The 21,280-nt window shown below is 63.2% G+C and carries 20 protein-coding genes; 5 read left to right on the top strand and 15 right to left on the bottom strand.

The window, feature by feature from the left end; genetic code table 11:
- Positions 1 to 146: 146 nt before the first annotated feature.
- The 8 genes from LPA37_RS25310 to phnS all read right to left on the bottom strand — a co-directional run bounded on the left by LPA37_RS25310 (position 147) and on the right by phnS (position 8,273).
- On the bottom strand, positions 147 to 707 hold the full coding sequence (locus LPA37_RS25310) for a phosphonate degradation HD-domain oxygenase (RefSeq protein WP_228983470.1): 561 nt from the start codon (positions 705 to 707) through the stop codon (positions 147 to 149).
- A 4-nt stretch (positions 708 to 711) separates the two neighbouring features.
- Positions 712 to 2,166: a phosphonoacetaldehyde dehydrogenase gene (phnY, locus tag LPA37_RS25305; RefSeq protein ID WP_229014013.1), complete on the bottom strand. Its 1,455-nt coding sequence runs from the start codon at positions 2,164 to 2,166 to the stop codon at positions 712 to 714.
- Positions 2,163 to 3,422 carry a phosphonoacetate hydrolase gene (gene phnA, locus LPA37_RS25300; protein ID WP_228983464.1) on the bottom strand — a complete coding sequence of 420 codons (1,260 nt, stop codon included), beginning with the start codon at positions 3,420 to 3,422 and terminating at the stop codon, positions 2,163 to 2,165. Before phnA ends, phnY begins: the two co-directional genes overlap by 4 nt.
- 22 nt (positions 3,423 to 3,444) lie before the next feature.
- Positions 3,445 to 4,200, bottom strand: coding sequence for a phosphonate utilization associated transcriptional regulator (locus tag LPA37_RS25295; RefSeq protein WP_228983462.1), 756 nt, complete (start codon positions 4,198 to 4,200; stop codon positions 3,445 to 3,447).
- 79 nt (positions 4,201 to 4,279) lie between these two features.
- Positions 4,280 to 5,143: a 2-aminoethylphosphonate ABC transport system, membrane component PhnV gene (phnV, locus tag LPA37_RS25290; protein ID WP_228983460.1), complete on the bottom strand. Its 864-nt coding sequence runs from the start codon at positions 5,141 to 5,143 to the stop codon at positions 4,280 to 4,282.
- A complete protein-coding gene (locus LPA37_RS25285) occupies positions 5,133 to 6,056 on the bottom strand; it encodes a 2-aminoethylphosphonate ABC transporter permease subunit (protein ID WP_228983458.1) in 924 nt (307 codons plus the stop codon). Before LPA37_RS25285 ends, phnV begins: the two co-directional genes overlap by 11 nt.
- Complete coding sequence (phnT, locus tag LPA37_RS25280) at positions 6,034 to 7,134, bottom strand: 2-aminoethylphosphonate ABC transport system ATP-binding subunit PhnT (protein WP_228983455.1); 1,101 nt, start codon at positions 7,132 to 7,134, stop codon at positions 6,034 to 6,036. Before phnT ends, LPA37_RS25285 begins: the two co-directional genes overlap by 23 nt.
- 50 nt (positions 7,135 to 7,184) lie before the next feature.
- Positions 7,185 to 8,273 carry a 2-aminoethylphosphonate ABC transporter substrate-binding protein gene (phnS, locus tag LPA37_RS25275; protein ID WP_228983452.1) on the bottom strand — a complete coding sequence of 363 codons (1,089 nt, stop codon included), beginning with the start codon at positions 8,271 to 8,273 and terminating at the stop codon, positions 7,185 to 7,187.
- Positions 8,274 to 8,552: 279 nt separating this feature from the next.
- On the opposite strand from phnS, the gene LPA37_RS25270 reads away from it, so the two are divergent.
- Positions 8,553 to 9,719 (top strand): 2-aminoethylphosphonate--pyruvate transaminase, encoded by a 1,167-nt coding sequence (locus LPA37_RS25270; protein ID WP_407672620.1) that lies wholly within the window; start codon positions 8,553 to 8,555, stop codon positions 9,717 to 9,719.
- A gap of 51 nt (positions 9,720 to 9,770) precedes the next feature.
- Here the strand turns inward: LPA37_RS25270 and LPA37_RS25265 are convergent, their stop codons facing one another.
- Positions 9,771 to 10,526 (bottom strand): DeoR/GlpR family DNA-binding transcription regulator, encoded by a 756-nt coding sequence (locus LPA37_RS25265; RefSeq protein WP_228983451.1) that lies wholly within the window; start codon positions 10,524 to 10,526, stop codon positions 9,771 to 9,773.
- Between the two features lie 155 nt (positions 10,527 to 10,681).
- Between LPA37_RS25265 and LPA37_RS25260 the strand changes: the two genes are divergently transcribed.
- Together LPA37_RS25260 and LPA37_RS25255 are read left to right on the top strand one after the other, a co-directional pair.
- Positions 10,682 to 12,238, top strand: coding sequence for an ABC1 kinase family protein (locus tag LPA37_RS25260; RefSeq protein ID WP_229014012.1), 1,557 nt, complete (start codon positions 10,682 to 10,684; stop codon positions 12,236 to 12,238).
- Positions 12,239 to 12,361: 123 nt separating this feature from the next.
- A complete protein-coding gene (locus tag LPA37_RS25255) occupies positions 12,362 to 13,231 on the top strand; it encodes a DMT family transporter (RefSeq protein ID WP_229014011.1) in 870 nt (289 codons plus the stop codon).
- Between the two features lie 185 nt (positions 13,232 to 13,416).
- On the opposite strand, the gene LPA37_RS25250 is transcribed toward LPA37_RS25255, so the two are convergent.
- Positions 13,417 to 14,403, bottom strand: a complete 987-nt coding sequence (locus tag LPA37_RS25250; RefSeq protein ID WP_229014015.1) for a L,D-transpeptidase — start codon at positions 14,401 to 14,403, stop codon at positions 13,417 to 13,419.
- A gap of 317 nt (positions 14,404 to 14,720) precedes the next feature.
- Between LPA37_RS25250 and nadE the strand changes: the two genes are divergently transcribed.
- Entirely contained in the window at positions 14,721 to 15,572 is an 852-nt protein-coding gene (nadE, locus tag LPA37_RS25245; protein ID WP_228983448.1) for an ammonia-dependent NAD(+) synthetase, read from the top strand.
- Between the two features lie 36 nt (positions 15,573 to 15,608).
- On the opposite strand, the gene LPA37_RS25240 is transcribed toward nadE, so the two are convergent.
- From LPA37_RS25240 to LPA37_RS25225, 4 genes are all read right to left on the bottom strand, one after another.
- Positions 15,609 to 15,872, bottom strand: a complete 264-nt coding sequence (locus LPA37_RS25240) for an RNA-binding protein (RefSeq protein WP_228983447.1) — start codon at positions 15,870 to 15,872, stop codon at positions 15,609 to 15,611.
- Positions 15,873 to 15,884: 12 nt separating this feature from the next.
- The gene (locus tag LPA37_RS25235) at positions 15,885 to 16,094 is read right to left on the bottom strand and encodes a hypothetical protein (RefSeq protein WP_229014010.1); all 210 of its coding nucleotides are present in this window, start codon (positions 16,092 to 16,094) and stop codon (positions 15,885 to 15,887) included.
- A gap of 406 nt (positions 16,095 to 16,500) precedes the next feature.
- A complete protein-coding gene (locus LPA37_RS25230) occupies positions 16,501 to 18,156 on the bottom strand; it encodes a S10 family peptidase (RefSeq protein ID WP_229014009.1) in 1,656 nt (551 codons plus the stop codon).
- 118 nt (positions 18,157 to 18,274) lie between these two features.
- Entirely contained in the window at positions 18,275 to 19,834 is a 1,560-nt protein-coding gene (locus tag LPA37_RS25225) for a S53 family peptidase (protein ID WP_229014008.1), read from the bottom strand.
- Positions 19,835 to 20,126: 292 nt separating this feature from the next.
- On the opposite strand from LPA37_RS25225, the gene LPA37_RS25220 reads away from it, so the two are divergent.
- Positions 20,127 to 20,642, top strand: a complete 516-nt coding sequence (locus tag LPA37_RS25220; protein ID WP_229014007.1) for a DUF1993 domain-containing protein — start codon at positions 20,127 to 20,129, stop codon at positions 20,640 to 20,642.
- Positions 20,643 to 20,817: 175 nt separating this feature from the next.
- Here LPA37_RS25220 and LPA37_RS25215 read toward each other — a convergent pair whose 3' ends face one another.
- Positions 20,818 to 21,138, bottom strand: coding sequence for a YnfA family protein (locus tag LPA37_RS25215; RefSeq protein WP_229014006.1), 321 nt, complete (start codon positions 21,136 to 21,138; stop codon positions 20,818 to 20,820).
- Positions 21,139 to 21,280: the final 142 nt, after the last annotated feature.

Below are 21,280 nucleotides of genomic sequence, written 5' to 3'. Positions count from 1 at the left end.
CCCTTGCCGAAAGCGCGAAAGATCGAGATTCTAGCCACCTCCTCCATGCCTGGCAAGCGTTATTTTTGAGAACATCAAGGCGACGCCTGAACACGGCGATTGAGGTGAACAGAGGGGTGGTTTCCGCTAACCAGAGATGTCGTCGATCAGACGATGGCCGGCTTTTCCATCAGCCGTCCGACGATCCGCAGAAAGTGATCGACGGAAGGTGTGTCGCGATTCGCTTCTTTCGCGCGATCGTCCCATTTGCGCAGGCGCAGTGCATCTTCCGCCCAGGGTCTGGCCAGGAAGATCTGAGCTTCTTCGCTGCTATAGATACCCCCCTGCAATTCGAGGCTTCGCACAGAATCGGCCGAGAGCTGCCCGAAGTACGTCTCATCGATCGCGCAAAGGCAGCGCTTGGCGTCCACATGCAGACGGATCGGTTCGAGTACCGCCTCAGGCAGCACTGGCCGCAGGAACGGTAACGCGAAATATTGATGCAGGTCGTCGATGCCGCGCACCGTCGGCGTCTCGCCCTGCTGGTTCAGCAGGTGTCCGAGATCGTGCAGGAAAGCCGCGGCGATCAGTGCATCGCTCGCACCTGCTTCTTCCGCGAGCGCGCCACTCTGCAATGCGTGTTCGAGCTGCGTGACCGGCTCGCCGCTATAGGCGAGTTCGCCGTACTGCTCGAACAACGTACGGATGTCGTCCAGACTTAATGCCACGCTCTTACTCCCACGGTAACGAAAACGTCTTGAGGTTCGTGAAGCTCTTCATCGCTTCCTGTACGCCTTCCTTGTAGCCAAGGCCTGAATCCTTGATACCGCCAAACGGCGTCAGTTCCGACCGGTAGCCCGGCACTTCCCATACGTTCACCGTGCCAACACGCAGTTCGTTGACGAAACGGATAATCGCGTCCTGACGGTTCGTGCAGACGCCCGATGACAATCCGAACGCCGTGCCGTTGCTGATCCGGATCGCGTCGTCGAGCGTATCGAAGGTGATGACCGGCGACACCGGACCGAACGTTTCCTCGCGCACGAGCGCCATCGAAGGGTCGACCTGATCGAGAACCGTCGGCGAATACAGCGCACCGCGACGCTGGTTGCCCACGAGCAGCCGCGCGCCCTGCGCGACCGCTTCGTTCACGCGCGATTCGAAGAACATCGCAGCAGCTTCGTCGATGACGGTACCCATCTGGCTTGCCGTGTCGAACGGATCGCCGTAGGCCCAGGCGCGTGTCTTCTCCACCACGAGCTCGGTGAAACGCGCCGCGACGCTCTTCTGCACGAGCATGCGTTTGACCGCCGTGCAACGTTGCCCGGAGTTCTTGTACGAGCCCTGCACCGCCAGCGTGGCCGCGCGTTCGAGGTCGGCGTCCTCGAGCACAATCAGCGGATCGTTGCCGCCCAGTTCCAGCACGACGCGCCGGTAGCCCGCTCTCGCCGCGATGTGTTTGCCGATTGCCACGCCGCCCGTGAACGACACGAGTTCCGCGCGCGGATTCGTCACAAGCTCGTCGGCGATTTCGCGCGGATCGCCCGTCACGACCTGCAGCATCGGCGCGGGCAAACCGGCTTCGTACAGGATGTCCGCGAAATAGTACGCAGACAGCGGCACTTTCTCCGACGGCTTCAGCAACACGCAGTTGTTGGTCGCGATCGCCGGCGCCACCTTGTGCGCAACCTGATTCATCGGATGGTTGAATGGCGTGATCGCGACGATCACCCCCGCGAGCGGCTCGCGCTGCGTAAACACGCGACGCTTCTTGCCATGCGGCGTGAGATCGCACGAAAAACTCTGGCCGTCGTCGCGCAACGCTTCGATCGACGCAAACTTCAGCACGTCCGCAACGCGTCCGATCTCGTAACGCGAATCCTGCTTCGACAAGCCGGATTCGCGCGAAATCAGATCCGACGCTTCTTCAGTGCGTTCCCGCAGCAGTGCGGCAGCGCGCTCAAGAATGTGCGAGCGTTCGTAGCGCGTGAGCGTCGACTGATACGCGGCTGCGTATTCGAATGCGCCGCGCACATCGTCGACACTTGCAAGCGGCACGGTACCCACACGCAGCCCCGTATAAGGATCGAATACATCGAGCGTGCGATCGCGCATCGCGCGCTCGCCCCTCAGACGCAGCGCTTCTGCACGAAACGCGGGGTGATCCTTATGTGTGAGCGCATTCATGATTTCACCACATGGTTGAGCGCAAGATCGAAGATGTCGAAATTACGCAGGCGCCGGCCTTGCGTCGCGGAACGCTCAATCGGGCGATTGAAAAGCAGCGGCACGGTCTGCTCGGACAAACCGCCGTGCGAGCGCAGCGGCACCGTCAGACCCGAAAGATCGTGCTGCTCGCGGCGCGTGCCCAGCACGACGTTGCGCGTGCTGACCACGACGATGTCGCCCACGCGGTCGTTCGGCAATTCGAAACGCTCGCATGCGGCCTTGTTGTCGAGCACGACCTCGACGCCCGGCAGACCGCCAATGCGTTCGATGACCTGTGCGGCGCTGACGTCACGCGGCAGATAAACCGTCGCGAACGAACCGAGCGCGCCGTGGTGAACCACGTAGGGATCGGTGATCGGCAGAATCACGCGCGCGGTCCGCGCGCCGAGCCAGTCGTCCAGCACATCCTGCAGATAAATCACATTGGGCTCGCCCGTCTCCGGATCGTGCTTTGCGTTCATGCCGTGGTCGGCGGTCAGCGCGACCACCCAGCCAAGTGCGTCAAGCTGGGCGAGGTAGCCGTCCATCATCGCGTAGAACGCATTTGCGCCTTCGGTGCCCGGCGCGGACTTGTGCTGCACGTAATCGGTGGTCGACAGATACATCAGGTCGAGCTTGCGGGTTTCAGCGAGCCGCACGCCCGCCGCGAACACGAATTCCGACAGTCCGGCGCTGTAGACGTCCGGCACCGGCAGGCCGACCAGATCGAGTACGTTGTCGATGCCGTTTTCCTCGCGCGTCACGCTGTCGGCCTTTTCGGCGGAAAAGCAGATGCCTTTCATCTGCCAGCCAAGCAGACGGCGCAGCTTGTCTTTCGCCGTCACGACCGCCACTTTCGCGTCCACTTCCGACGCCGCGGCGAGCAGCGTGCCGGCACGCAGATACGCGGGGTCGTTCATCATGACTTCGGCGCCCTTGCCGCCGTTCGCGTCCGGATCCCAGAAGTAGTTGCCGCAAATACCATGCACCGAAGGCGGCACGCCACACACGATCGACAGGTTATTCGGGTTGGTAAAGGATGGAATCACGCAGTCGCCCTTGAAGGCCGCACCGCCCTTCAACATCTTGCCGAGGAACGGCGCGACGCCGGCCGCGACCGCGGCTTCCAGATAGTCGTATTCGCAACCATCGACGCACACGACAACAACCGGCGTGGACGGAAAGGCGTACTGGCGGCCATTGGCTTCGAAACTGCGTTGAGTCTGGTTTGACATCGTCTTCATCCATTCGCGTCGATCACGCGCGTTCTTCATCAGTCGAGACTGGAACGGCCGCTACCGCAGACCGCATCGACCGCGCTCCAGCCGGTTCACAAGCTTCATGCGCACGCTGCCGGCCACCGTTCACGTGCGCGCGCATCAGCGCCGCCGCGTGTTCCGCATCGCGCGCGGCAAGCGCCGCGAGGATCGCGCGGTGCTCGTCCAGCGAGCGCTCCATCGCATCGTCATGCGCGACAAGCGCCGCACGACGGAAAAGATTCAGTTCGCCAACCAGCCGCCGGTAGGTCTCGTACAGCTTGCCGTTGCCCGTCGCGACCACGATCGTGTCGTGAAACGCGACGTTGGCGCGCGTGTACGCGTCCTTATCCTGCACGGCGAGCGCGTCCTGCATGCTCTCCACCCAGCCGCGCAGCTTCGCGAGCTGTATTCCGTCGAGACGCGCCGCCAGCATCCGGCACGCCGCTTCTTCCAGCACCGCGCGCACGGCGTAAATCTCGTCGGCCTCAGCGAGCGTCACGGTACGCACGAACACGCCACGGTTTTTCTCGGTACGCACGAGCCCGGCCTGCTCCAGCGCGCGAAACGCTTCCCGCACCGGCCCGCGCGATACCTGCAACCGCGCGGCCCAACCGGCTTCGTTGAGCTTGTCGCCAGGCGCGAGGTTGCCGTCGGCGATCTGGCGCTCGATCGCATCGCGCACCAGGGTTGTCAGCGAATGCCTGCGCACCACGTCAATTGCATCGACGGCAACAGTTTGCATATTTTCGGTCATTTCGACATATTTTGCCACATCGATATGCGCGATGCGCCAACGAGGGCACATCGCGGGAAAATTTTTGAACGGCGGCCGGTCAGTCCACGCGACGGCGTGGTACGCGAGCGGCAATCAGCAGCAGCGCAGCGAGCGAGACGAGCAGAAGAATCAGCGAAAGTGCGGAAGCCGGCAGGTAATAACCACGCTCGACCTGTCCAACGACGACGATCGGCACGGTTGCAAAACCCGGCGGATAAACAGTCAGCGTCGCGCCCAGTTCACCGAGCGATAACGCAAAGCCGAGCGCGAGACTCGCGCGGATCGCCGGTACGAGCTGCGGCAGCACCACGCGACGCAACACCATCGCAGGCGGCGCACCGAGACTGGCCGCCGCTTCGCGCAGGATGGTCAATTCGGGGCGCAACGCGGCGCTTGCGCAGCGATAGCAGAACGGCAAGACGAGCGCGAGCTGCACGAACACGACGATCGCAGCCGAACTCGACAGGTCGACGGGCGCCTTGTGATACGCGATCAGCACGGCCAGACCGAGCACGACGCTGGGCACGCCGTTGGGCATCATCGCGATCGTATCGACGAGCACGCCAAGCCCGCGGCGATCGCGTCCTTCGAGCGCCAGCGCAAGCCACAAGCCAAGCGCGGTGCCGAGCACGGCAACGCCGAAGCCGATTTCGAGGCTCGTGGTGAGCGCATCGAAATCGCTGGAACCAAGGCGTTCGAACCAGCGCATGCTGAAACCATCGGGCAGGATCGTGCCCGACCAGTGCGCCGCGACGCTCGAGAGCGCGACCACGACCACAGGCAACACGAACAGCCAGAAACACAGCAGCGCAGCGAGACCGAGCAGCACGGAGCCCGCGAAACGCACCAGTATGTTGCGCTTCACCGGCCGTGCGCGATGATGGATTGCCGGCAGCGGAACCGGGTCGAGTTCAGCGTCCATGGCCTGCGCCTCCTGCCTTGCGTCGGTTGACCTGGCGATACAGCGCGTAAAGCGACAGCGACATCGCCAGCATGACGACGGCGCCCGCCGCCGCGGTGGGCAGATCGAGGTCGACCGTCGCCGAACTGTAGATCGCCACCGGCAGCGTGATCAGATGCGCGCTGCCAAGCACGAGCAGAATGCCGAACTCGTTGAGCGTCAGCAGGAAACAGAGAATCGTGCCGGCCGCGATGCCCGGCCACGCGAGCGGCAGGATCACGCGAAACGCGACCATCCAGCCGTGCGCGCCGAGGCTGCGCGCCGCTTCGATCAGACGCATGTCGAGCGTGGCGAACGAAGCGAGTGTCGGACGCACGACGAACGGCGCGTAAAACACCACTTCAGCGAGAATCACGCCGCCAATGCCGAACAGAAAGTCGAGCGGCGGGTTCTCCAGATGAAAAAGCCGTTGCAGCCCGATACTGACCGAGCCCTGCGAGCCGTACAGAAAGATCAGCGTGAACGCGACGAGAAACGATGGAAACGCCACGAACAGTTCGAGGAACCGCGTCACCATCCGCGCGCCGGGAAACGGCTTGAAGAACAGCAGCGACGCCAGCGCGACGCCCAGCAGCGACGCGAGCCCGGCGCTCGCGAACAGGATCCACAACGTCGTGCCGACGACGCCGCTCGTCTCCGGATTCTGGAAGAACTGCGCGTACGCGTGAACACCGAACCCGTGCGGGCCGGAGAGGCTCAGCAACACGAGCCGCACGAGCGGATAAATCACCAGCGGTCCAAGTACGACGACGAGGAGAAACAGCAGATGCCATTGCGCCGCGCGCTCGCGGCGGCGCACCGCCGCCCGGTGCGCCGCGCCGCTGGCCGCGCGATGTGCGTCGGCGAGCGCTTCAGGGCTGGATAAGGACGACATCGTCAGCCTCATAGTGCAGGGAAATGCGCTCGCCCTTCTCCGGCATCATGCCGTGGCTGCGTTGCATCTGGACGAGAACGGGATCGTTCGGCATGGCGTCGAGCGTGACCGATACCGACAGCACCGCGCCGTACCACTCCACGGAAGCGATCGTGCCGTGCAACTGCCCTTCGCCCAGCGGCACGATGCGCATGCTCTCCGGGCGCAGGCACGCCACGCGTTCACGTTCGTTGTAGCGGGCATCGCCCATCGCGAACGCGACCTGCGGCGGCATCAGGTTCGCCGCGCCCAGATAACGCGCGACAAACGCGTCGTTCGGCGCGTCATACAGCTGTTGCGGCGTGCCGAGCTGCGCGATACGGCCGTCGCGCATCAGGAGCGTCCGGTCGGACAGCACGAGCGCGTCGTCCTGATCGTGTGTCACGCAGACGATCGTCAGGTTCGGCAGGCGCTCATGCAGCGCCTTGAGTTCAGAGCGCACCGACGCGCGCAGATTGGCGTCGAGCGCGGATAGCGGTTCGTCGAGCAGAAGTACGTCGGGCTCGATCACGAGCGCGCGCGCCAGTGCGACGCGCTGCTGCATGCCGCCCGACAGCTGCGCGGGCATCACGTGCCCGGCGTCGCCCAGCTGCACGAGCTTCAGCACATCCGCGACGCGTCGCGCGATATCCTTCGCGGGCGTGCGGCGCGCCTTCAGCCCGAACGCGACGTTCTCGTACACGGAAAGATGCGGAAACAGCGCGTAGCTCTGGAACAGCAGGCCCAGATTGCGACGATGCGGCGAGACATGCGTCAGGTCGCGACCCGCGACCGTCAGCGTGCCCGCCAGTCCGTCGGCTTCGATGAAACCGGCGATAAAGCGCAGCAGCGTCGTCTTGCCGCAACCGCTGCGGCCCAGCACGGTCAGTAATTCACCGCGCTGGATCGTCAGCGACAGATCATCGAGTACCGTGCGCGAACCGAAGCGCACCGTCAGATGATCGATCTGCACGCCGCCCGGCGTGCCCGAACGCGCATCGCCGAGCGCGTCCGGTTCGGCGCCAAGCGCGCCTGGATGAGCAAGACTGGCCGTATTCACCGGTTTCATCCTCCAACATGGATAGTGCTAGTACAGGGAACGATCGCGCGTTACTTCGGTTTGACGACTTCGAGCTGCTTGCCCGACGAACCGATCACGTCATTCTTCCAGCGTGCCGTCCAGTCAGCCTTCTTCGCCATCACCTGATTCCAGTCCACCGGGATCACCTTCACGCCTGCCGTCGCCTTCTTCACGATTTCGCCGTTCTTGCCGGTCAGCGCAACGTCCGTACGACCCGGGATACCGAAAATATCCGGCACCTTCGACTGCACTTCCTTCGACATCAGGTAGTCGATCAGCTTCTTGCCTTCCGCCTGGTTCGGGCCGTTCTTGATCAAACCAATGGCATACGGCAGCTGGAACGTCGTCGGCTGGCCGCCTTCGTGCGCGAGGAAAATCGGCTTGAGCGACAGGCCGCCGTTGGCCGCGTCGTCGAGGTCCATCTGCAGGTCGCCGTTCGCGAGCGCGATTTCGTTACGCGAGAGCAGCACGTCGAGGTAACCCGTGCCCTTCGTGTGGAACTTCGCGCTCTGCTCGAGCTTCTTCAGGTAGTCGAACGCCTTGTCTTCGCCCATCAGCGCGGTCGTGAGAATGATCACGGCCATGCCGTCGCCCGCCGTTGCCGGGTTCGAATACGCCACCTTGCCGGCGTAATCCGGATGCAGCAGGTCGGCGAACGTCTTCGGCTGGGTCTTCGTGACTTCCGGGTTGATCGCGAACGTGAAATAGTTGTTCACGAACGTCGCCCACGCGCCATCCGACGCCTTCGCGATCGCCGGCACGTTCTTGTAGTTCACGCTTTCGTAATTCTGCAGGAGGCCCGCCTGGCCCGCCTGCTGGATGAACGGCGGCAGCGTGACGAGCACGTCGGCCTTCGGCGCATCCTTTTCGATCGTCGCGCGGTTCACCACTTCGCCGCTACCCGCGGTGACGATGTTGACCTTCACGCCTTCTTTCTTCTCAAACGCGGGCAGCACGTCCTTGTAGAGGTTCTCAAGGCCGTCGGCGGTGTACAGCACCACCGCGTCAGCCGCGTGTGCCGGCAAGGCCGCGCCGCCGAATGCCGCCGCGGCCACGAGTGCCGGAAGCAGTTTGCGGACGATGCCGGCCGTCGTGTGAAGGTGATTCTTCTCTGTCATGTCGCTCTCCGAAAGGCAAAAACCAGACGGTCGGGAAAACCCCATACCTGTTGTGATTGAAACGGCGCGTACGCCGTGCCCGTTTTTTTTTGCATTGCCACAGCCAGATTGCAGATTGCTGACAACCTTACTGATTCATTTCCAGCGAGACGTCCGGCCGGCGGATTGTTCCGTAACCCCATGCCTTGCCTGACCGGGCACGGCAAGAATCACAGGTTTCCGTGACAGCGGCATGACTATTTTCACGAATTCCAAAAAATGACACAATTCGCCAATAATATGCATATTGCTCGCGCACGCAAAGTGCGCATTTCATCTGACTACGGAGGTTGTGTGATTCTCGGAAACGATCCAATCCTGCTGACGCCGGGGCCGCTTTCGACCTCGCCCGAAACCCGCCAGGCGATGTTGCGTGACTGGGGATCGTGGGACGTCGCCTTTAACCAGATGACGCAAACCGTCTGCGCCGACCTGCTCGAAATCGTACATGGCGAAAATGACTACGTGTGCGTGCCGATGCAGGGCAGCGGCACATTCTCCGTGGAAGCCGCCATCGGCACGCTGGTGCCGCGTAACGGTTGCGTGCTCGTGCCGAACAACGGCGCGTACTGCACGCGGATCATCAAGATCCTGCAGCGCATGGGTATCGCGTACGTGGAGCTTGCGCTGCGCGACGACGAGCCGGCGAGCGCCGCCGCGATCGAGGATGCGTTCAACAGCGACGCGCGCATCACGCACGTCGCCCAGGTGCATCTGGAAACGAGCGCGGGCCTCCTGAATCCTCTCGATGACATCGCCACGCTGTGTCAGCGTCATGGCAAAAGCCTGATCGTCGACGCAATGAGTTCGTTTGGCGCGCTGCCGATCGATCTGCGCAAAGGCGGCATCGACGCGCTGGTATCGGCGAGCGGAAAGTGCCTCGAAGGCGTGCCGGGCATGGGCTTCGTGATCGTGAAGCGCAGCGTGCTGCTGGCGAGCGAAGGCCAGTCGCCGTCGCTCGCACTCGATCTGCACGACCAGTACGCGTACATGCAGAAGACCACGCAGTGGCGTTTCACGCCGCCGACGCACGTCATCGCCGCGTTGCGCAATGCGCTCGACCGCTTTATCGCCGAAGGTGGCCAGCCGGCGCGCGGAGCGCGTTACCAGCAGAACTGCCGAACGTTGATCGACGCGATGAAAGCGCTCGGCTTCGAGCCGTTCCTCGCGGCCGACGTGCAGGCGCCGGTGATCGTCACGTTCCACGCGCCGAAAGACCCGGCGTGGCGTTTTGTGGACTTTTACGCGGCCGTGCGAGATGCCGGTTATATCCTGTATCCGGGCAAGCTCACGCAGGTGGAAACGTTCCGCGTGGGCTGCATCGGTGCTATCGATGCGAACGAACTGCACAGCGCGGTGGCTGCGATCGACCGCTCGCTCAAAAAACTGGGCGTGCGCATGCGCTGACGGCAGACGCGGCGGCGGAATGCAGGGGAAGGCCGTGGAAATGCGGGTGCCTCAGGCGATCAGGATTTCCGGGCCGCGCGTCGCGATCGCTTTCGCCAGCGCGCGGTCCGGCGCCAGCTCGGTCACGAGATAGCGGGCCGACTCGAAACCATTGATCCGCACGGGCGTGACACGGCCGAACTTCGAGTTGTCCGCGACGACGATCACCATTCCGGCTGCCGCGATCATCCGGCTGCGCACTTCGGCGGCCATGCGCGAGTAATCGGTGAGCCACGCATCGGCTGAAATACCGCCCGCGCCGATCAGCGCGAAATCCGCGTGGTATTGGGCCAGCTGATGGATCGTATCGAGGCCGAACGTGGCGTCTTCCAGATCCGACAGCTCGCCGCCGAGCAGCGTCACGCGATTGTCGTTGCGTCTGCCGAGCAGCAGCGCGATGCGCCAGTCGTTGGTGTAGACGGTGAGCCGGTGCCGGTCGGTCAGCGCGCGCGCGACGGCCTGCGTCGTGCTGCCCGAATCGATGATGACCGATGCGCCGTCGGGAATGAACTGCGCGGCGCGTTCGCCGATCGCGCGCTTGGCGCTGGCGTTCGCTGCTTCACGCGTATCGAGATCGGGCTCGCGACGGTCGCTCGACAGCGCGCCGCCGTGAGTTGTCACGATCAGGCCGCGGCCGGCCAGCGTATTCAGATCGCGCCGGATCGTCTCGCGCGAAACGTTCAGCTCGCGAACGAGTTCAGCGACCGACAACGCGCCGTTTCTGGCGACCTGCGACAGGATGTATTGATGACGTTGTTCTGCGAGCATCTCTGGGGGCGCCGGGCTGACGGCACACGTGAGTTCGGAAGGCCGGCGTATTGTATTACGCGATCCGCGGGAACGCTCCGCCCCATGTGCTTCCCTGCTACCCTGTGCGCTCCCGTCACGCATCGTCGATGCGCGCTCCGTCACACGAACTACCGATGCGCCCACTGTTTCGCCGACTCCTGCTGCTGTTTCACGCTTTGCGCTACGGCGCGCGGCTTATCTGGCTCGCGGCGCCGGAACACCACAAGCTGCGCTGGGCCGCGACACTTGTAAGCCGTCTGCATGGATCGGACAAGGCGCGCGCAAGCCTTCATGGCGCGCTGCCGCAACTCGGCCCGCTCGCCAGCGCGTTCGCCGCCGCGCTCGTCGAACATCCGGAGCTCGCGGGTGGCACGCTGCACGACGTGATCGACGCCGTCGACCACATGCAGGCGCCGCTACCGCCGCAAGCGGTCGAACGCGCACTGGAGGCGGCCTTCGAACGCCCGCTCACCACGCTGTTCGCATCCGTCGATCTCGTGCCTGCACGCAACGGCTTTGCCGAACAGACGCATATCGCACGTCTGATCGCGCCCGTCGACGGTCACTGCAACGTGTCGATCAAGCTGCTGCGCGAGGCGGAAGTCGAGCAGATCAGCGACGAGGCCGCGCTCCTGCGCTGGGTCGCGCGCTGGCTCGAGAAGTTTTCGGGCACCGCGCGCCGGCTGCAACTGCGCTCGCTCTCCGGATCGTTCACGCAGGAGTTGCTGCGTCGCTTCGACCTGCGCGCCGAAGCGGCCAATCTCAGCCAGACCGGTCATCACTTCGATCGCGACACGCGGATCGCCGTACCAGCCGTGATCTGGGACCTGTGTACGCCCACCACGCTCGTCGCGCAGCGGATCGACACCCTGTCGGTCGCGAACGTCATTGGACTGCACGCACATCACATCAAGCTCGCGACGCTCGCCGCGCATATCATCGAAGTAGTCAGCGAGCAGACGTTCGAGCATGGCTTCTTTCACGCGGCGCTCGACGCCGAACGCGTGCGGGTGAGTATCGAACCCGATACATGCGGACGCCTCGTGCTGGCGGATTTCGCGATCATGTCGAGCCTCTCCTCGCAGGAGCGCCACTTTTTCGTTCATGGCGCAAGCGCGCTTTTCGGGCAGCAATACGGTCACCTCGCCGACCTGCACCGTAATGCCGGTCACGTGCCGTCCAGCACACGCACCGAGGTGCTCGAAGCGGAACTGCGCACCCGCGCGGAAGCCCATTTCGCGGATGAACCCGAAGCGCGTTCAGCCGGCGCACTGTTCCATCATCTCCTGCATGCGGTGCAGCCATTCGGGGGCGCCGTGTCCACGCGCCTCGCGAATGCGCAGCGCTCGTTCGAGCAGGCCGAGGCATTGGCGCGCGCGCTGCACCCCGGCGTCGATACATGGAACATCGCGCGACGCACGCTCGCGGGCATCGCGCGACGCGATCTCGGCCATCACGGCTGGATCAGGCGCATTTCGCAGGAATTGCCGCACCTCGCGCATATCGTGCCGCGCATGCCGCAGCTGGCCGTGCTCTACCTCCAGCATCAGCACGACCAGACACGCTCACAGCGCGATGCCGAACTGACGCGCGAACTGGGCCGCGAAATCAGGCGCACCCGCGCGCTGCTCTGGGCGTGCGCCGTGAGCGGCGCCGTGCTGGGCGCAGGCGCGATTCTGCTCGCGCAGTAACGCCGGCCGGACTTCGCGCGCCCGTCGCCCAGCTTACGCGCCGCAGTGCAGGTTCGAACAAGACGCACCGTCCACGGTGGATCACACTGCCGTTTTCGTTCGTCGCGAGCCGTTCGCCGTTCCATGTTCGTAGCCATCAATGCTGTGCTGTTCGTCGTGCTGTGGTCGACGGGCTTTGTGGTCGCCCGCGCGATCACGCCGTTTGCCGATCCGAATCTCTTTTTGCTGGCGCGCTTTGGCGGAACCGCCGTGCTGTTCACGCTCGTGGCGCTCGCGACGCGCGCCGCGTGGCCACGCGGCCGCGATCTGGGCAAGCATCTGCTCGCCGGTGCGTTGTTGCAGGGCGTGTATCTCGGTGCGGGTTACTGGGCCGTCGCACAGGGGATGAGCGCGGGTGTGATGGCGCTACTCGGCGCGCTCCAGCCGCTGCTGACCGCCGCCGTCGCCGCGCCGCTCCTTGGCGAACGCCTGTCCCCGCGCGGCTGGAGCGGCATGGTACTTGGCCTGACCGGCGTCGCGCTCGTACTGGAGCCGAAGCTCGCTGCCGCCGCGCCCGTGCCGCACGGGAGTGCACCGCCGTGGCTTGTCATCGTCATTTCGATTCTTGCTGTCGTTTCGATCACGGCGGGCACGCTGTTTCAGAAGACGTCGCTCGCGAAGGCCGATCTACGCAGCGCGAGCGCCGTGCAGAATCTGGGCGCGGCCGCCGTCGCCGCAGTGCTGGCGCTCGCGCTCGGCGAGCACCGCTGGATTTCCTCGACATCGCTGTGGGCATCGCTTGCGTGGGGCATCGTGATGCTTTCGGGCGTCAGCGTGACGCTGCTTGTCTGGATGGTCCGTCGCGGCGACGCGTCACGCGCGACGGCGCTCCTGTTTCTCGCGCCGCCACTTGCCGCCCTCGAAGGCTATATCGACTTCGGGGAAATGCTGCTGCCCGTGCAGATCGCCGGTTTCGTGCTTGCGCTCGCGGGCGTCTGGCTCGTGCGGGCCTGACCATCACGCGTTGCTTCACGTGATGTTGCGTTGGGTTGGGTTGGGTTGCGCGATCACGATGCGTCGGAACGGCGTCGCGACGATAAACCCAGTTGTCGACGCACACCTGATCTGCCCGTCGCCACCCGGGTACGCGGATTGCATTGACCGTTTCCGGACCCAGTTGCGTGGTGCCTCATGGTGCCCTAGTCCGCGTTGTCGCCGCCGGCCGGCATTTTCGCGTGAGCCTTGCTGCCGGGCGCCGGAGACCACGCGGGCCGCGTCTTGCGCCCTGAATCGACCACGACGATGTAACGTCCGGCCCACGGCGTTGCCTGCCGGTCCGGGTGCAGCACCCAGAGCGACTGGCCGGACGCGACGAGCGCTTCGTATTCGGCGTCGAGAATGCCGTGATGATCGAGAAACACATTCAGCGACGCGGGAATGCGCACGCATCCCTTCGAGTGACGGATACCGAGCAACGGTTCGAGCCGGTCAGGATCGGTTGCATGCATCTGGAAGCGCATCTGCGACACGCCGCCTTTCCCCCAGCCGCGCTCGCCTTCGGCCCAGCCCAGATCGAAGATGCGCATATCACGCTTGCCGTAGCCGCGAATGCCGTTCTGGTTCATCGTGCCTTCGGCACGAAAATCCATGTTGTCGGGCGTATGCTCGAAAACACCGAGCGGCGTGATGAAATGGTCGAATTCGCCCGGCCGGCCCGTCGCGACCGGCGATGCGCCGATCATCTGCCAGTTGTCGGCCGGCGTCGCGCGGAAATAAATGAAGAGCGCCTGCACCTTAGCGTTGCGATCCACCAGCACCACATATTCACCCGCCAATCCGCCGAGATCTTTTGCCGCCAGCGCCGCCTGCAGACGCACGCCGTACGCCGCCTGATCCACCGCCGGTACCTTCAGGCGACGTGTGACTTCGCGTGCGAACGTATTGCGCATCAGCAGTGCCCGGCGCGGATCGGCCACGCGGCCCGCATCGGGCGCAGCAACCGGCGCCGACGCGGGCTGCGATGCGCTTGCCGGCGCGGCAGGGGTTGCCGGAAGCAACGGCGGCATCGGCGGGACCATCGATGCCGCGCCGCTCGCCGGCGCCGCCGTCACGGTCGATGCGGGACTGGCGGCAAACGCGAGCGCGCACGACAATGCACACACCGAAGCCACGGCCGCGCGGCCCATCCAGCGATGACACCGGTTGAATTGCCGAACGCCAGAAAACCCGGCGACCGTGCCTGTTATTCCATTTTTTTCGTCGGCCTGATCACGACATGTGTCGATGTTCATCTCGTCTCTTCGAGCAAGCCCGTTATTGAATTGTTCAACTTCATCAACCCGCACGCGACAGGCCCGAAACATATTACCAGGATTGCTCATCGTGACGATCGGACATCGAATGCCGGCCGGCGAATGGGATTTTAGCGATCGCATCGTGACAGGCCCAATCAATGCGCGATACTCGCAAGACGAAAACCGTCAAATACGCCGAAGGAAAACCGATGACTCAGACAGATTCTGCCCTGCTTCAACGGCGCATCATCGAAGAAATGCATGTCGCCCAGCGATTCGATGCGGTGCAGGAAATTGAAAGAAGGGTCGCGTTTCTCGCGCGCTATCTACACGACAGCGCATTGAAGACCTACGTGCTCGGCATTAGCGGCGGCGTCGATTCGACGACTGCGGGACGGCTCGCGCAACTCGCCGTCGAACGTCTGCGTGCTGGCGGACACGATGCGCGCTTCGTTGCGATGCGCCTGCCTTACGGCACACAACACGACGAAAAGGACGCCCAGCAATCGCTCGCGTTCATCCGCGCCGACGAAAATCTGACCGTCGACATCAAGCCGGCCGCCGATGCCATGCTCGCCGCCGTTGTCGCAAGCGGCACGCCGTTCAGCGACGACGCGCATCGGGACTTCATTCTCGGCAACATCAAGGCGCGTCAGCGGATGATCGCGCAGTACGCGGTGGCCGGCGCGCGGGCCGGCGTTGTGATCGGCACCGATCATGCGGCTGAATCCGTGATGGGGTTCTTTACGAAATTCGGCGATGGGGGTGCTGACGTATTGCCGCTGGCGGGACTGAACAAACGCCGGGTACGCGAACTGGTGCGTGCGCTGGGCGCCACGGAAGCCATGGCGTCGAAGACACCTACGGCCGATCTGGAGACGCTGCGTCCACTACGCCCCGACGAAGATGCGTATGGCATCACCTACGAGCATATCGACGATTTTCTGGAGGGCAAGCCGGTCAGCGACGCAGTGTACGAGACCGTTTTTCGTTTCTATCACGCGACGCGACACAAGCGGGCGCTGCCCTATACGCCATTCGACTGGCCGGTGAACGAATAGCTGGAGAGCACGACGGACCCGCTCGCTGCTTCACTGTTACCGCTGGGGCGGTTCGTCGCTAAATAGCGAGGAGCTGGCCTCGAGTGCCACGCCGTTCAGATGGAGCGCATTAACCTGCCGCGCGATGACCTCACCGACGTACGGCACGCTCGCGTCCAGCTCGATGACGGCGTATGCAGTGGGCGTACCCACCTCGTGCACCTCGATCCCGGACGCGTAGTGCCCTAACTCTTTCTTGAGAAAGTCACGCACTTCCTGCTCAGTACACGACTTCGGAATATTCCTGACGGTGAGATTCATGGCGAACCATGATCACCGGTTGGGCCGCGCACTACTGCGCACACGAACCGGCTGCAGGCGCTCGCGCCTGTTCTTCGCAGCCGCATGACGGATAATCGCCGCGCCGAGCAACGCCACCGAGACATAAAGAATAATCATTTCAAATCTCCCCTTTGCATTTCGTCCTGATGTCAGGATAGTCAGAACCTGCTGCAAATGCGACACGACAGTTTGCCATGACATGACCTGCTCACATGACATGACCGCAAGACGTTATTAGTGAACTGTACCTGATTGAACGGCAAAAAAATGGCAATACCATTTTTTTCATGGTCCTTTTCATTGTCCGTCACACAGGGCAGAAACGGGGGTAGTAGCGACCGGTTGCCATAAAACAGGCATTCCGGCGGGTTATCGAGGTTGTACAGGTTGTTTTACGGGGCGGCTGGCGTGCGCATCGAATGCGACACGTCGGCATCGTCCGCCGTCATGCGGTGGGCGAACGCGAGGAAAAGGGCTGCACGCGGCTATGCGGTGGCGAGCCCTTGCCAGACTGTCGCGTGCATCGCGGTTTGACGCATGTGTGCAGTAACAAGTGGGGCGGCGGGCCGGCTTGCGTCAGCCCGCCGTTTCTATTTGTGCCCCATCCTCAGCTCTTGTTGCGCGCCTGTAGAGACCGGATGCGCATCATCGCACCCGCATTGGCGACCGCCGATTCATACATTTTCGCGAGATCGGCCTTGAGCGCCGTACGCGATCCGGCGTCGAGGTAAATCATGTGCCCTGACGGATAAAAGCGCGCCGACAGGTTCTGGCGAACCTGATTGCTCACGAGCGGCATTTCCTGCAGATCGAGGATGGTCTGATAGAACGGCGTGACAAAGTCGTAAAAACCGTTCGCCGACAGCACTTTCAGATCGACATTAAGCGCCATCACCGCAGCCAGATCGCCTGCCGTGTACAGGATGACATTGCGCTTCGAATCAATGCCTTTCTGCGCCCCGGTCGGGTCGATGTGACTGAAGTCCCAGTTGGCGAATGCCTGATCGTTGAGATCGGTGAACGAGGAATTCGACGTGAACTTCAACTGTTCGTTCAGGTAGACATTCCACATCGCCGTGTACACGCCGGTGACGGCTGTCATCGTGGGATCGTTACCGCCCGAGTTCGGGTCGATCTTGCCGGCGATGCCCGTCTCGATCCCGGTGACGCGACCGTCATATTCCCCAAGTGCAAGTCCTTTCGATTTCAGCAACGTGGTCAGGAAAAGAGAATTACCCCGACTGTCGTAAGCTGCGATATCAAGACTCCACGCGAGCAGGGTTGTCTTGTCGATGCCCGTGTATTCGCTCAGCTTTTCGACCGTCGCGCTGTCGGTGGTCGGGAACTTGCGCAGCGCGGCCAGGTAATCCGTGCGCGCGAACTGGGCGACTTCTTCAGCGAATGCGCCGAGATCGGTCGGCGTTGGCGCGACGCCGAGCTTGCGGTGATACCACGCGTCCGCGGCCGCGGTGGGCAGCGCCCCAACCGGATTACCCGCCTGCGTGTAATCGAGAATCGACGACTGCAGCGTGATGCCGTTCAGATCGACACCGTCTTCGTGCAGACGGTACGCGAGGACACAACTGCGCGCGGTGCCGTACGATTCGCCGAACAGGAACTTCGGCGAATTCCAGCGGCTGTTCTTCGTCAGAAAACGCTTGATGAACTGCTTGATCGAATCGGCGTCCTGATCCACGCCCCAGAAATCGCGGTTCTTATGCGGTGCGATGGCCGCCGAATAGCCCGTGCCGACCGGGTTAATGAAAACGAGGTCGCTCTTGTCGAGCATGCTGTCAGGATTGTCTTCCATCGCATACGGCGCCGGCGGTGTGAAACCCGGCATCGATGTCTTGATGCGGCGTGGCGCGAACGACCCCAGCAGCACGAACACGGAAGACGACCCCGGGCCGCCATTATAGAAAAACGTGACCGGGCGCGTTTCTTCCTTCTGGTTGTCCTGCGTGAACGCCACGTAGAACATCTTCGCACTCGGTAGTGAACTGCTCGAATCGACCGTCACGAGATGACCTGCCGTCGCCGTGTAGTTGATCTTGCGCCCGCCGATCGTGGTGGTGTGCTTTGTGATCGCAGCGTTCTCGGTGCTGTCGGTCACGGCGTCGTCGGGACCGTTGCCGTAGGCGACTGGATCGAAGAACGGCTTGTCTCCTGCCCGATGCGGCACGGCCGCCGCCATCGGCGATTGGGACGCCTGGGAATTGTGCGGCGACTGCGGACTACCTGAAGCTGACTCGGAATTCGTCATGATCGCTCCATTGGATTCGTTGACGTCTTGTGAAGCCCTGCACGATGCTGCCCATCATCGACGCAAACGGACTACCAGCGCCACACCTTCGTGACAGACTGGCAACCCGCTCGCAAAACTATAGTGCTGCCGCCACCTTCTTTCCATCGGGACTGCCGAGACCCGTGCACGCATCCCATCCCGGACCAGCAGAAAAGCTGCCGTTGTTCCCCTGCGTGATGTCGTTGCAGACACCGTGAGCCTGATAGAGCTTTGGATTCACGAATCCGGCAGGCTGCCCTTTTGCCGAGTTGATGCGGGCGATCAGTGCAGCCCAGAGCGGCGCCACCGCACTCGTGCCACCGACCACCGTGCTCGCGCCATCGATCAACACGTCGTAGCCCGTGGTGGGCGACGCATCCCCCGCCACATCGGGTACGCCGCGCCCGCTGAGTGCAGTCTTGCCGCCATTCGCAGACGTCGCAGACAAGCCTTTCTGCCACGCAGGCACCGGGAACGCAGTACTGACGCCGCCACCGCCCGCGCCGCCGTCTGTCCCGTCGTTCCAGACGACCTCCTGCGTTATCGACGTGCCAGACGCCTGCAGGTGCGTGCCGCCGCACGCGAGCACGTACGGGCTCGACGCTGGAAAATCGACGTGCTCGCCGCCATCGCCGACGCCGTCGGACGATCCGCTGTCGCCCGATGCCGCACAGACCGTCACGCCCATGGTCGCGGCAGCCTGCAATACGTTGTTGAACGCGTTCAGCGACTGCGCGGTCCAGATCGATTCCGGTCCACCCCAGCTGATCGAAATGACCGAGGGTTTGTGTGTCGCATCGTGCACAGCACGGCTCACCGCATCGAGGAAACCGGCATCGCTGTTGGCGGTGAAGTAGACGGCGATCGTCGCGCCCGGCGCGATGGCCCCCGCGATCTCGATGTCGAGTGTGACTTCGCCGTCGGGTCCGCTCGGGTCCCCGCCCGGCTGGTTGCTGCCCTGATCGACGCCGACGGATACCACCTTCGGCACGGCAACCCCGAGCCCCGAAAAATAGGACTTGAGATCGGCTGTCTGATAGCCCCCGCCGAGTTCGATGATGCCGATGCACTCGCCATGGCCGTCGCCAGCCGGAAAGTCGTATAGCTGCGCGAGTTGCAACGGCGTGAAGGTGGCCTGATGTGCTCGTGCCGCTGCGAAAGGCGGCCGGATGCGAAAGTGCGGCCGCGCCTGCGGGCGATTGTCGAGCCCCAGCACGGCCGTAACGATCCCGTGAAGATCGTCGGGCACACTGATCGCGCCGGTTCGGCCGCGGTACAGGCCCATCGAGTGATGCTCGAAATGCTGCAGATGCACGTCGAACGCGCTCTGGAAGTTTGCGATCGTGCCGCTCAGCACGACGGTGGCAGCAGCAGCGTCCTCGCGGACGATGCTCAACCCATGTGTCTGCGCGAACGCTCTCAGCTTTGCAATATCGTCGGGCGCGGCGGCGAACCGCCTGGCGAATTCCTCACGCGAGACGGGCTTCGCTTTCGGGTCGCCCGATTCGATCTGTTTCATCAGCGCCTGGAACTGCGGTTCGCCCTGGCGACGCAGCATGACGACAACCTCGATGGTTTCCGCAGGATTGCAGCTGCCGACGACCTTCGAACCTGCCTGCACCGCCCGATTGCTTCCAGCCAGTGGATGTTTTGCCATGGTATGGATACTCCTCCGTGCACGGACCTGACGCCACGCGGCTTAAACCGCGAACTTCGCGCGAACTTCGGGAAGACCGGCCCTCTGCGCCCCGAAACCCGCGCTGTGCCTGCGTTTCAACGACATCGCTGAACGGTCCGACAGATCCATTCAAACACAGTTCCTGGTGTCGTCACACCTGGCCGTCCGGCCAGTTTGCAGCGTCAGCCGCCCCCGGTACGATATTCCTGACCGCGCTATGATTGCGCGGCGCTGCGAATGCAGCACGACCAGAGAATTAAAGGAACCTCCCATGTCCATTTCAATGTATCAAGCATCCGTGCCTGTACTCGTGCGCGGCCTCACGAACCTGCAGGCGGTTCTCGGCAAGGCCGAAGCGCATGCGGCGGAAAAGCAGATCGATCCGCTCGTGCTCACTGGCGCCCGCCTTTTCCCCGACATGCTGCCGTTGCAGCGTCAGGTCTATATCGCGACCGATACGGCAAAGGGCTGCGCCGCGCGTCTCGCCGGTGTCGAAGCGCCGAAGTACGAAGATTTCGAACAGACCTTCGACGAACTCGACGCCCGTATCCAGAAGACGATTGATTATTTGAAGGAATTCAAGCCCGAGCAGATCGACGGTTCGGAAGCACGCCCGATCACGCTCAAGATGCGCTCGGGGGCGGTCGAGTTCGTCGGCCTTAACTATCTGCTGCATTTTGCATTGCCCAACTTCTTCTTTCACACGACAACCGCTTACGACATCCTGCGTCATAGCGGCGTCGAACTGGGCAAGCTCGATTTTCTCGGGCGCGACCCGGCCGGCTGATGTAAAGCTGCCCATGCAGGCAGCGGCGACGCGTTTCGATGCGTTGCCGCGCGTGACGCGCGGCGCGCGCTTCGATACGCGTGCGTGGGTCATGTGCCGGCTTGAAGCAAGACCTGACGCAGGATTTGAAGCACGACTTGACACGCGACACACGTCGCGTGTCATGCGCCGCCGGTCACACTCGCGGCTGGAACGCGATGATGCTCATGCCGAGGAGCGTCACCGCGACGCCTGCGATATCCCACAGCGTCGGCCGAATCTGATCGACGACCCACAACCACAGGATCGCGACCGCGACATACACGCCGCCATATGCGGCGTACACGCGCCCCGCCGCTGTGCCGTGCAGTGTCAAAAGCCAGGCAAACAGCGCCAGACTCAGCGCGCCCGGTATGAGCAGCCATGCCGAGCCGCCTTCCTTCAGCCAGCGCCACGGCAGATAGCAACCAGCGATCTCCGCGACGGCGGTCACGGCATAGAGCAGGAACGTCTTCATCGATGAGCGTGCGGTGATGAGTGTGATGCGTCGGCAGGCAGACGCGGCGCTGCATCGGAGCAACGCTGGCCGGCCTGTCGCCTTTATTAACACAATCACCTTGCGGGCGGTGCGATACGCATGCGAAAGTCAGCGTATCCCC

The sequence above is a fragment of the Paraburkholderia gardini genome (assembly GCF_907164545.1).
Classification (GTDB): domain Bacteria; phylum Pseudomonadota; class Gammaproteobacteria; order Burkholderiales; family Burkholderiaceae; genus Paraburkholderia; species Paraburkholderia gardini.
This window is presented reverse-complemented; position numbering and strand designations above follow the sequence as displayed.

Excerpts from the sequence above, each read along its gene's own strand:
- phnY (WP_229014013.1), bottom strand. The coding sequence starts at position 2,166 with ATGAATGCGCTCACACATAAGGATCACCCCGCGTTTCGTGCAGAAGCG.
- phnA (WP_228983464.1), bottom strand. The coding sequence starts at position 3,422 with ATGTCAAACCAGACTCAACGCAGTTTCGAAGCCAATGGCCGCCAGTAC.
- LPA37_RS25295 (WP_228983462.1), bottom strand. The coding sequence starts at position 4,200 with ATGACCGAAAATATGCAAACTGTTGCCGTCGATGCAATTGACGTGGTG.
- phnV (WP_228983460.1), bottom strand. The coding sequence starts at position 5,143 with ATGGACGCTGAACTCGACCCGGTTCCGCTGCCGGCAATCCATCATCGC.
- LPA37_RS25285 (WP_228983458.1), bottom strand. The coding sequence starts at position 6,056 with ATGTCGTCCTTATCCAGCCCTGAAGCGCTCGCCGACGCACATCGCGCG.
- phnS (WP_228983452.1), bottom strand. The coding sequence starts at position 8,273 with ATGACAGAGAAGAATCACCTTCACACGACGGCCGGCATCGTCCGCAAA.
- LPA37_RS25270 (WP_407672620.1), top strand. The coding sequence starts at position 8,553 with ATGCATATTGCTCGCGCACGCAAAGTGCGCATTTCATCTGACTACGGA.
- LPA37_RS25265 (WP_228983451.1), bottom strand. The coding sequence starts at position 10,526 with ATGCTCGCAGAACAACGTCATCAATACATCCTGTCGCAGGTCGCCAGA.
- LPA37_RS25260 (WP_229014012.1), top strand. The coding sequence starts at position 10,682 with ATGCGCCCACTGTTTCGCCGACTCCTGCTGCTGTTTCACGCTTTGCGC.
- LPA37_RS25255 (WP_229014011.1), top strand. The coding sequence starts at position 12,362 with ATGTTCGTAGCCATCAATGCTGTGCTGTTCGTCGTGCTGTGGTCGACG.
- LPA37_RS25250 (WP_229014015.1), bottom strand. The coding sequence starts at position 14,403 with ATGGGCCGCGCGGCCGTGGCTTCGGTGTGTGCATTGTCGTGCGCGCTC.
- nadE (WP_228983448.1), top strand. The coding sequence starts at position 14,721 with ATGACTCAGACAGATTCTGCCCTGCTTCAACGGCGCATCATCGAAGAA.
- LPA37_RS25240 (WP_228983447.1), bottom strand. The coding sequence starts at position 15,872 with ATGAATCTCACCGTCAGGAATATTCCGAAGTCGTGTACTGAGCAGGAA.
- LPA37_RS25235 (WP_229014010.1), bottom strand. The coding sequence starts at position 16,094 with ATGTCATGGCAAACTGTCGTGTCGCATTTGCAGCAGGTTCTGACTATC.
- LPA37_RS25230 (WP_229014009.1), bottom strand. The coding sequence starts at position 18,156 with ATGACGAATTCCGAGTCAGCTTCAGGTAGTCCGCAGTCGCCGCACAAT.
- LPA37_RS25225 (WP_229014008.1), bottom strand. The coding sequence starts at position 19,834 with ATGGCAAAACATCCACTGGCTGGAAGCAATCGGGCGGTGCAGGCAGGT.
- LPA37_RS25220 (WP_229014007.1), top strand. The coding sequence starts at position 20,127 with ATGTCCATTTCAATGTATCAAGCATCCGTGCCTGTACTCGTGCGCGGC.
- LPA37_RS25215 (WP_229014006.1), bottom strand. The coding sequence starts at position 21,138 with ATGAAGACGTTCCTGCTCTATGCCGTGACCGCCGTCGCGGAGATCGCT.